This window comes from Advenella kashmirensis W13003, assembly GCF_000506985.1.
Classification (GTDB): Bacteria; Pseudomonadota; Gammaproteobacteria; order Burkholderiales; family Burkholderiaceae_B; genus Advenella; species Advenella kashmirensis_A.
On the sequence record NZ_KI650982.1, the window covers coordinates 379,247 to 389,086 of the forward strand.

The following is a 9,840-nucleotide window of genomic DNA, read 5'->3' on the forward strand; positions in this document are numbered from 1 at the left end:
AGGTATTCATTTTATAATCTTTTGATTCGCGGGATTTGTCCCGGCCGCTGTTTCGATTCAATCACAGACGGAGTATCACGCATGTCTTCTTCCCTCATCGACTTCGGTATTGCGCTTGATGCCGGCATCAAGGCAGCCCATGCGGGAGCCTCGGTGCTGCAGGCCTATTCGCATCGCCGCGCAGATTTGATCATCGATCACAAGGCAAAAAATGACCTTGTATCGCAAGCCGACAAGGAAGCAGAGCAAGTCATTCTGGATACGTTCGAACAACTGACTCCCCAATTTGGCATCGTAGCCGAAGAAACGGGCGGCAGGCCCGAAGGCATTGCGACCTGGTATATCGATCCGCTGGATGGCACCACCAACTATCTGCATGGCATTCCGCATTACGCCGTATCGCTGGGGCTGATCGCCCATGCGGGTACATTGCTGCCTCACGCGACAGAACCGCTCACGCAGGATACACCGGTCGTAGCCATCGTGTATGACCCCAACCGTGAAGAACTGTTTACCGCGGTTGCCGGTGCCGGTTCCTGGCTCAATGGCCAGCGTATCGCCTGCTCCAAGACGGCGACCCTGGCCGATTCCCTGCTGGCCACCGGTTTTCCCTTCCGCGATTTTTCGTTCGAAGATCAGTATTCGCCTATATTCGATGCCGCCATCCATGGCACGCGCGGGCTGCGTCGCAACGGTGCCGCCGCGCTGGATCTGGCCTGGGTGGCCTGCGGCCGGTTCGATGGCTATTTCGAAATGGGCCTGGCTCCGTGGGATGTCGCCGCCGGAGTGTTGCTGGTACGTGAAGCCCAGGGACGGGCAGACGATATGTATGGCAGGGACCCCTGGCCTATCAACGGCTATGTGGCCGCCGCAGGCAATGCCCTGTTTCCGGCCCTGTCCGACATGATTACACCCCACCTCAAATCCCGATAGCTGAACCGGTAGTACGTTATGGCGCAAGAAAATCAGCAAACGCCCCAGGCCGTTCTCGTCAATGTACCGCGCAGACTCGACACCGAGGATGCGCAGCTTGCGCTTGAGCGCATCCAGGAACTGCTCAAAAAGCACGCAATCGTCGAACAACTGGTACACCGCCAGGAAGAAGGCGATGAACAGGCGTCCCTGGTCGAAGGCCTGATCCGCCGCCAGCACGAAGCGGAACTGAGCAGCACGCTCAACGCCCTGCACCCGGCCGACATTGCCTTTATCCTGGAATCGCTGCCGACAGAAGAGCGGCAACTGATCTGGGGCCTGGTCAATTCCAAGTATGACGGCGATATTCTGCTGGAAGTGGACGACTGGGTTCGGGAATCCCTGATTGCCTCAATGGATCGGGCCGATCTGCTGGCGGCCACCGAAGACCTGGATGCCGACGAACTGGCTGACCTGGCTGCCGATCTGCCACCTGACATCGTGGCCGAGGTGCAAAAGGGCCTGACCGATGCAGAACGCGCCCAATTGCTGGAAGCCATGGGCTACCCCGAAGGCACAGTCGGCGCGATCATGGACTTCGAGATGGTCCGGGTGCGCGAAGACGTGACGCTGGAAGTGGTCTTGCGTTATCTGCGGCGCCTGAGCGAGTTGCCCGATCATACTGACCAGATTTTCGTGGTGGACCGCAGCGACCAGATCCTGGGCGTACTGGCGGTCTCGCGCCTGCTGGTCAGTGACCCTGAGACCATCGTAAAACAGGTAATGAACACGGACTACCTGTCGCTGGGGCCCGACGACGAGGATCGCGAAGCCGCCAGTGCGTTCGAGCGTTACGACCTCGTATCGGCACCGGTGGTGGATCAGCAGAACCGGCTGATCGGCCGGCTGACCATTGCCGAAGTGGTGGACGTGATTCGCGAAGACTCGCAGGAACAGGATCTGTCCCGTGCCGGTCTGCAGGAAGAAGACATCTTCGCCCCGGTGTCCAGCGCCATTCGCAACCGGGCACCCTGGCTGTTTCTGAATCTGTGTACGGCCTCGGTGGCCTCTTATGTCGCGTCCCAGTTTGAAGATACGGTCAGCAAGATTGTGATTCTGGCCTTTTTGATGTCAATTGTGGCAGGCATCGGCGGCAATTCAGGCAATCAGACCATGACCCTGGTGATCCGCGCGCTGGCTATGGGCCGGATTACGTCCAATAACGTCAAATCGCTGCTCAGGCGTGAATTTGTGGTGACATTCCTGGTCGGTATTTCCGGCAGTCTGGTCGCGGCCGCCTTCGCCTGGCTTGTGTCACACAGTTTGTCCATCGCGGCGGTAATGATGGCTGCGCTGGTTTGCAATATGCTGATCGGCGCCATGCTGGGGGTCTTGATTCCGCTGACGCGCGACCGTTTCGGCAAGGACCCGGCCATGGGTTCGTCGGTGCTGCTCACCTTTGCGACCGACTCGCTTGGCTTTTTCGTGTTTCTGGGGCTGGCCAATCTGTTTCTTATCTAGGCACAGCAAGATACTCAGGGAGCACGAAGCCTACCTGTTGCGCACGGGCAGCCAAGGCCCTTGCAGATTCGTGTTTCGGTCACCTGGTGTACAAAAAAATCCCTTACCATCCGATCTGGTAAGGGACTTTTTTTGACCGCCGCTTTCAGCGAACCCTGCTTAAGGCAGCATGCTCAGCTCAGCTTGCCGTGGCAATGCTTATACTTCTTGCCGCTGCCACAAGGGCATGGATCATTGCGGCCGACCCGGCCCACCATATTCTTGACCGTAATACCGCCAGCAGACACATCGCCCTGTTCGTTGATCTCGGCATTGGCCAATGCTTCATCGTAATCCGAATGATGAAACTGCATATTGGACACATGGGACTGCGCCGCATCGGCTTCAGCTTCTTCAACCTGTTCAGGCGACTGGATCTGCACGGTCATCAGCACCCGGGCTGTTTCATTGCGCACGCGCTCCAGCATGCCTGAGAACAGCTCAAACGCCTCACGCTTGTATTCCTGTTTCGGGTCTTTCTGGGCGTAACCACGCAGATGAATGCCCTGACGCAGATGATCCAGCGACGACAGATGTTCGCGCCATAGCGTGTCAATTGTCTGCAGCAAGATCGCGCGTTCAAAGGAGACCCATTGTTCTTTGCCAACCAGGGCCACTTTGGTCTCGTAATTCTCGCGCGCCTGCGCCAACACCGCTTCCACGATGTCCTCTTCACCCAGGTTGTCGTTTTTCTCGAGCATCTCGGTCAGCGGCATGCTGACCTGCCACTCGGCTTCCAGGGCTTTTTCAAGGGCAGGCACATCCCACTGCTCTTCCATGCTTTCCGCGGGCACATACGTGCGCACAAAATCGGTCAGCGCGGCGTCACGCAGGTTTGCCACGAGCGGGCCGGAGTCGGCCTCTTCGAGCACTTCATTACGCTGTCCATACAGCACCTTGCGCTGATCGTTGGAAACGTCGTCGTATTCCAGCAATTGCTTGCGGATATCAAAGTTACGGCCTTCCACCTTGCGCTGCGCGGATTCGATTGAGCGGGACACCATTTTGGCCTCTATCGGCTCACCATCGGTGCCCAGGCGATCCATAATGGCACGCACGCGCTCACCGGCAAAAATGCGCATGAGGGAGTCGTCCAGCGACAGATAGAAACGTGACGAACCAGGATCGCCCTGACGCCCGGCACGGCCGCGCAGCTGATTGTCGATCCGGCGCGATTCGTGTCTTTCGGTACCGATAATGCGCAACCCACCCGCCTGTCTGACCTGTTCATTCAGCGGCAGCCATTTCTCGCGGATAGCAGCAATGCGCTCTTCCTTCTGGGCCACCGTGAGGGTATCGTCGGCACGCACAAGCGAGATCTGCTTTTCAATACTGCCGCCCAGCACAATGTCGGTACCTCGGCCCGCCATGTTCGTGGCAATCGTGATCTTGCCTGGCTTGCCTGCTTCGGCTACGATTTCAGCCTCGCGCGCATGCTGCTTGGCATTGAGCACATCGTGCGGCAGCTTTTCTTTTTTCAGCAGCTCGGACAACACCTCGGAGTTTTCGATACTGGTCGTACCCACCAGCACAGGCTGATTGCGTTCGTAACAAGCGCGAACATCCTTGATGATCGCCGCAAATTTTTCCTGATCGTTCTTGAAAATCTGGTCATTCTGATCGTTACGGATCATGGGCAGGTTGGTCGGAATAATGACCGTTTCCAGACCGTAGATTTCCTGGAATTCGTAAGCTTCGGTATCCGCCGTTCCGGTCATGCCCGCCAGCTTTTTATACATGCGGAAGTAATTCTGGAAGGTAATGGACGCCAGCGTCTGGTTCTCATTCTGAATCGCCACGCCTTCCTTGGCTTCCACGGCCTGATGCAGACCATCGGACCAGCGGCGACCAGACATGAAGCGGCCGGTAAATTCATCCACGATCACGATTTCACCGTCATTGACGACATAGTGCTGGTCACGGAAGAACAGGTTATGCGCGCGCAACGCAACCATCAGATGATGCATGAGCGTGATATGGCGCGGTTCATACAGGGATTCGCCCTGGGGCAGCATACCCAGGCGGGTCAGGATTTCCTCTGCATGCTCGTGGCCCGCCTCGGACAGGTAGATCTGCTGAGATTTTTCATCGACCCAGAAATCGCCTTCAGGCTCGGGTTCCTGCGGCTTAGGCTCGCTCGCCATGCGCGTAAGCATGGCCGGCACCTGATTCATTTTGACATACAACTCGGTATTGTCATCGGCCTGACCGGAGATAATCAGCGGCGTGCGGGCTTCGTCGATCAGAATGGAGTCGACTTCATCGACAATCGCATAGCTCAGTTCACGCTGGCGGCGATCCTCGACGCGGTATTCCATATTGTCGCGCAGATAATCGAAGCCGAATTCATTGTTGGTACCGTAAGTGATATCGGCGCGGTAGGCCGCGACTTTTTCTGTGTTGTCCTGATCCGGCACAACCACGCCGACCGTCAGGCCAAGAAAGCCGTACAGGCGCCCCATTTGCTGCGCATCACGCCGGGCCAGATAATCGTTGACTGTGACCACGTGCACGCCCTTGCCGGTCAGTGCGTTGAGATAGACCGGCAAAGTACTCATGAGTGTTTTACCCTCACCGGTACGCATTTCTGCGATTTTGCCGTAATGCAGGGTAATACCGCCAATGAGCTGTACATCGAAGTGACGCATGCCCAGCACCCGGCGCGACGCCTCGCGCACGACCGCAAAAGCCTCGGGCAACAGGGCGTCCAGATTGGCATCCTGCTGGTAACGCTCCCTGAATTCCTGTGTTTTCGCGGCCAGCTCTTCATCCGACAGGGCTTCCATTGTCTTTTCCAGACTGTTGACCCTGGAGACCTGCTTGCGAAACTGCTTCAAAAGGCGATCGTTACGGCTACCAACAATTTTTTTGAGTAAGGAAATCATTCTGCTTTCAGATTAATCAGGAAAAATGGGGATGACGGGTGTTTTTCCTGACAGGTTAGTGAGTCATCACAAGAAAATCATAATAGTTTAACGCATACGGGGCCGGGTGGTGATTCCCGGAGGCAATCTGACATGCTCTTTTGTATCTGTGACAATTTTTGTACTCAGCGCGGCGGCAGCGACCTGCTCTGCTTTCTGCTGCAGACCATCCGGTGCCGCACTGGCGACCGCGGTCGACGAGGACATCTGGCTCAGGAAGGCAATGGGATCGGTAGGCTTGCCATCGACGCGAACCTCGAAATGCACGTGTGCGCCGGTTGAACGGCCCGTACTGCCGACTTTGGCAATCACCTGGCGTTTGGCAACCAGATCGCCCGCCTTGACCAGCAGTTTGGAGTTATGCGCATAACGGGTGACAACGCCGTTGCCATGGTCAATATCCACCACATTGCCATAACCGCTCATTGTGCCGGCCGCCAGGACAATCCCGGCCGAAGCGGCATATACCGAAGAACCGGCAGGTGCGGCAAAATCCACGCCGCTGTGAAGCATATAACGCCCGGTAACTGGGTTCTTGCGCCATCCATAGGTGGAAGACACGCGTGCGTTGTTCATGGAAACCGGGATGGCCGTGGGAGTGCGCTGCTGCACGGCGCCCTGCAATTGCAGCGCCATGTCGACCGTTTTGAGCATATCGTCGCCACGCGAGAGTTCGACTTTGAGCTTATCGAGTTCGCGTCCCAACTCTTCTGCAGATACGACACTATCGTTTTCGGGTTCAAGCTCTTCCATGGGCTCGTCGCTGGCCACGGCATTCTGGCTGAGCAACTGGCTCAGCTCCGAGGGCTCGGCATCGTTGCCCGTCGTCACCGCCAGACGCTCGCCCAGGCGGGTGATGGTGTCGGCTTTGGCCCGCAACTGCCCGACCTGCGAGGCCAGTACATTCAGGTTGTGGCGGATCAGGGCCGCGTCGCGCAACGCCTCTGGCGTTGATTCAACCGAGGCGATCTGCTCGGGCGCCGGCAGCGAGGGTAATCCAAAATGGCGTTCCAGCAGCGCGCCGCCGGCAACCGCCAGTCCGAGGCTGAGCATGAACACGCCAAATGTCCATACTTTCTTTGTCTTCACAGGAGTGGTATCCTGCAAAGCATGTGGCTCATCTTTCAATTTCGTACCTGTAAAAAATAATGGCGCTGTTTTACAAAAAAAACGGGGCTTCGCGCCGCGATCGAGGCGAAGGTAAAACGGCCTTGAATTGGTTGGGGCATGACGCACGCCGCGCCCGACTACTGGAGAAGGCAGAACAGTTCAGCCTGATACAGGGGCTGATTGCTAATGCTCTGCAACTTCCGGTGGGTCATGCATGCCGCGTCGTGGGACTGGAACAGGGCACGCTGATTATTGCCGTGCCCAGCGCCGCCCACGCAGCGAAAATCCGACAATTGACCACAACTATACATCAGCTGCTGGTTGCCCGTGGGCAACAGGTGGATGAAATCCGCATAAAAATACAGGCAGGTCTCAGATCGGCCAGCTTCACCGAGGCCTCACCCATGCCCGGCCAGGTGCAGGATCTGGGCGAAAAAGCCTGTGACGCCCTGCTTGAACTGCAAAAAAACACAAGCAATGACGAACTGGCCAGAACCCTGGCCAGAATCCTGCGCAAAAATCAGGCCAGGCGCCAATCCTGACTGACCGCATCGGCCGCCGCCGCAGCCGAATCGTACGTAATGATTTCGTATGCGTCGGGCTGGGCCAGCAGCGTGCGTGCCAGCTTGTTATTGAGGGCATGACCGGATTTGCAGGCCACATAACGCGCCAGGAGCGGATGCCCGATCAAATACAGATCGCCAATGGCATCCAGGATTTTATGCTTGACGAATTCGTCATCGTAACGCAGCCCATCGGCATTCAGAATACGAAATTCATCCATGACAATGGCGTTATCGAGGCTGCCGCCGCGAGCCAGACCATGCGCCCGCAGGGCTTCGACCTCCTGCGCGAACCCAAAGGTGCGCGCACGGGCAATTTCCTTGGTGTAGGAATCGCGGGCGAAGTCAACTTCGGCAAAGCTGGCGGTCGAATCAATGGCCGGATGATGGAAATTGATGGAAAAAGCCAGAGAAAAACCGGCATAGGGCTCAAGGCGGGCCCATTTGGCGTTCTCGCCTTCTCCATCCTGTACTTCAACTGTTTTCAAAACGCGCAAAAAGCGCTTGGGCGCGTCCTGCTCTTCGATGCCGGCCGAGCGCAACAAATAGACAAAGGTGCCGGCGCTGCCGTCCATGATGGGCACTTCTTCGGCGTTCAGATCGACATGAATATTGTCGATCCCAAGACCGGCCAGGGCCGACATCAGGTGTTCTACGGTAGAAACACGGACATCGCCATTTTGCAATACGGACGCCATCCGCGTATCGCCGACTTTGTCTGCATGGGCAGGCAGATCGACGACTTCGGGTGTATCTACCCGGTGGAAAATAATGCCGGTATTGGCCTGGGCAGGCCGCAATGTAATTTCAACCCTGCGACCAGAATGCACGCCAACACCGGTGGTTTTCACCAAATTCTTAATGGTTCTTTGTCGTAGCATCGCATTTCTCAACTTACAAAAATATTCATGAAAACACCCGGCGAGGGTGAAATGAGTGGCGCCAGTGAAGGTCGATGATGATTGGACGCAATGGCCTGGTTACCACCGGACAGGGCGCCGTTCGGTCAGAACAGCGGCCTCAGGCAATGCATCGGCAGGCGGCGGAGATACGAGCGCTGGAAATCCCGTCTGACAACGGATCAACGCCATGGCTGGTGTTCAGCGGATTTTGGGCCTTATGCCTCCGACGGCAGTCACTCTACGGACACATAACCAAAAGACACGTGTCGTTTCCGAGTATTTTACTCTGATTTGCCGCTAAAAGGCTTGAATCGACGCGGTATATGTTTCAATCAGCGTCGCGCAGCAGGAGCACACCATGCAAAAACGACCCCGAAGGGTCGTTTTTTACGGTTGGAACAAAGCCAAGACGGAGCGAGGGAAACGAACCGGGCAGCAGTCCGCTTCTTCTCTGTCGGGAAACAGGACGATCAGTCTGCCTGTTTACGCAAAAATGCAGGAATATCGAAACGTTCCACGCCAGACGATTCCATGGCGCGAACCTGCTGTTCGAATTGCGCTTTGTTCGGTGCTGCGCCGCCGCCACGACCCGAACGGATCACGGTAGGAGGCACGGGAGCACGGCCGCCGCTTGGCTGATTCAGAAAGCTGCCGCCGTACAGATCGGTATGACCACCGTGTGTGCCGGTCAGCGCTTCAAATTCAGCATCGGGGCCGTTGTTGACGACCAGTTCAGGCTGCTTGCGGCCCAGGCCGGTTGCGACCACGGTCACGCGCAGTTCATCGGCCATTTCATCGTCGTATGCACTACCGACAATAATGGTGGCGTCCTTGGCTGCGTAGCTGCTGATGATTTCGTTGATCAGGCGGGTTTCGCTCATTTTGAGTGAACGGCTGGCCGTAATGTTGACCAGCAGGCCACGCGCACCGTTCAGATCCACGCCTTCGAGCAATGGGCAGGCAATGGCATTTTCTGCGGCAATGCGAGCACGATCGGGGCCGGAAGCCACGGCGGTGCCCATCATGGCCTGGCCATGTTCACCCATAATGGTTTTGACGTCTTCGAAGTCGACGTTGATATTACCCTGGACATTGATGATTTCTGCAATGCCTGCGCAGGCGTTGTAGAGTACGTTATCAGCTTCTTTGAAGCAGTCGTCCTGTGACGCATCGTCGCCCATCAGTTCGTACAGTTTTTCGTTCAGCACGACGATCAGGGAATGAACATGCTTGGACAGATCGGCAATGCCTTCTTCGGCTGCGCGCAAGCGCTTGGTGCCTTCAAATGAAAAGGGCTTGGTGACCACACCCACTGTCAGAATACCCAGTTCCTTGGCCACTTCGGCCACCACCGGGCCCGCGCCCGTACCTGTGCCGCCCCCCATGCCGGCGGTAATAAAGACCATGTTTGCGCCATTGAGCGCAGCACGGATTTCTTCGCGTGCGGTTTCTGCTGCGGCACGACCCTGTTCGGGTTTGGCGCCAGCGCCCAGGCCACTGCGACCCAGACGGATCTGGACAGGCGCTTCAGTTGCAATCAGCGCCTGCATGTCGGTATTGGCGCAGATGAAATCCACGCCCTTGAGTCCGGCCCGCATCATGTGTGAAATGGCATTGCCGCCTGCGCCGCCTACACCGATCACTTTGATGACGGTACCGCTATTGTTACTGTCGTCCAATAATTGAAAGTCCATATTCCCAACTCCTGTATTCCGAAACGTATTAACGAAAAGTTCCCACTGCGTTTTTCGGAAACCGTCTCAAAAACAATGCCAGCGCCTGTCTCGCATCGTACTTGAACCGTCTCCATGGCCACCTGCCCGGCCATTTTGGCAGTTAATCGGCGCGCTGCCACGCGCTATCGCCAGA

7 protein-coding genes are annotated in these 9,840 nt (G+C 56.8%); 3 read left to right on the plus strand and 4 right to left on the minus strand.

The genetic code is table 11. The annotated features are described in order from the left end of the window. The first annotated feature begins 81 nt into the window (after positions 1-81). Both W822_RS43770 and mgtE read left to right on the plus strand, forming a co-directional pair. Positions 82-933, plus strand: coding sequence for an inositol monophosphatase family protein (locus W822_RS43770; protein WP_031243628.1), 852 nt, complete (start codon positions 82-84; stop codon positions 931-933). 18 nt (positions 934-951) lie between these two features. Beyond that, positions 952-2,433 carry a magnesium transporter gene (mgtE, locus tag W822_RS43775; protein WP_024007155.1) on the plus strand — a complete coding sequence of 494 codons (1,482 nt, stop codon included), beginning with the start codon at positions 952-954 and terminating at the stop codon, positions 2,431-2,433. Positions 2,434-2,606: 173 nt separating this feature from the next. On the opposite strand, the gene secA is transcribed toward mgtE, so the two are convergent. Both secA and W822_RS43785 read right to left on the minus strand, forming a co-directional pair. Further along, the gene (gene secA / locus W822_RS43780; RefSeq protein ID WP_024007156.1) at positions 2,607-5,357 is read right to left on the minus strand and encodes a preprotein translocase subunit SecA; all 2,751 of its coding nucleotides are present in this window, start codon (positions 5,355-5,357) and stop codon (positions 2,607-2,609) included. An 87-nt stretch (positions 5,358-5,444) separates the two neighbouring features. After that, positions 5,445-6,485: a M23 family metallopeptidase gene (locus W822_RS43785; protein ID WP_024007157.1), complete on the minus strand. Its 1,041-nt coding sequence runs from the start codon at positions 6,483-6,485 to the stop codon at positions 5,445-5,447. 122 nt (positions 6,486-6,607) lie between these two features. On the opposite strand from W822_RS43785, the gene W822_RS43790 reads away from it, so the two are divergent. Next, positions 6,608-7,048 carry a DciA family protein gene (locus W822_RS43790; protein ID WP_172642828.1) on the plus strand — a complete coding sequence of 147 codons (441 nt, stop codon included), beginning with the start codon at positions 6,608-6,610 and terminating at the stop codon, positions 7,046-7,048. On the opposite strand, the gene lpxC is transcribed toward W822_RS43790, so the two are convergent. Together lpxC and ftsZ are read right to left on the minus strand one after the other, a co-directional pair. Continuing rightward, positions 7,027-7,950 carry a UDP-3-O-acyl-N-acetylglucosamine deacetylase gene (lpxC, locus tag W822_RS43795; RefSeq protein WP_024007159.1) on the minus strand — a complete coding sequence of 308 codons (924 nt, stop codon included), beginning with the start codon at positions 7,948-7,950 and terminating at the stop codon, positions 7,027-7,029. The two genes, W822_RS43790 and lpxC, sit on opposite strands and share 22 nt — an antisense overlap. A 491-nt stretch (positions 7,951-8,441) precedes the next feature. After that, positions 8,442-9,665, minus strand: coding sequence for a cell division protein FtsZ (gene ftsZ / locus W822_RS43800; RefSeq protein WP_024007160.1), 1,224 nt, complete (start codon positions 9,663-9,665; stop codon positions 8,442-8,444). Positions 9,666-9,840: the final 175 nt, after the last annotated feature.

Bases quoted from the DNA above. Each gene is read 5' to 3' on its own strand.
- W822_RS43770 (WP_031243628.1), top strand. From the start codon at position 82: ATGTCTTCTTCCCTCATCGACTTCGGTATTGCGCTTGATGCCGGCATC.
- mgtE (WP_024007155.1), top strand. From the start codon at position 952: ATGGCGCAAGAAAATCAGCAAACGCCCCAGGCCGTTCTCGTCAATGTA.
- secA (WP_024007156.1), bottom strand. From the start codon at position 5,357: ATGATTTCCTTACTCAAAAAAATTGTTGGTAGCCGTAACGATCGCCTT.
- lpxC (WP_024007159.1), bottom strand. From the start codon at position 7,950: ATGCTACGACAAAGAACCATTAAGAATTTGGTGAAAACCACCGGTGTT.
- ftsZ (WP_024007160.1), bottom strand. From the start codon at position 9,665: ATGGACTTTCAATTATTGGACGACAGTAACAATAGCGGTACCGTCATC.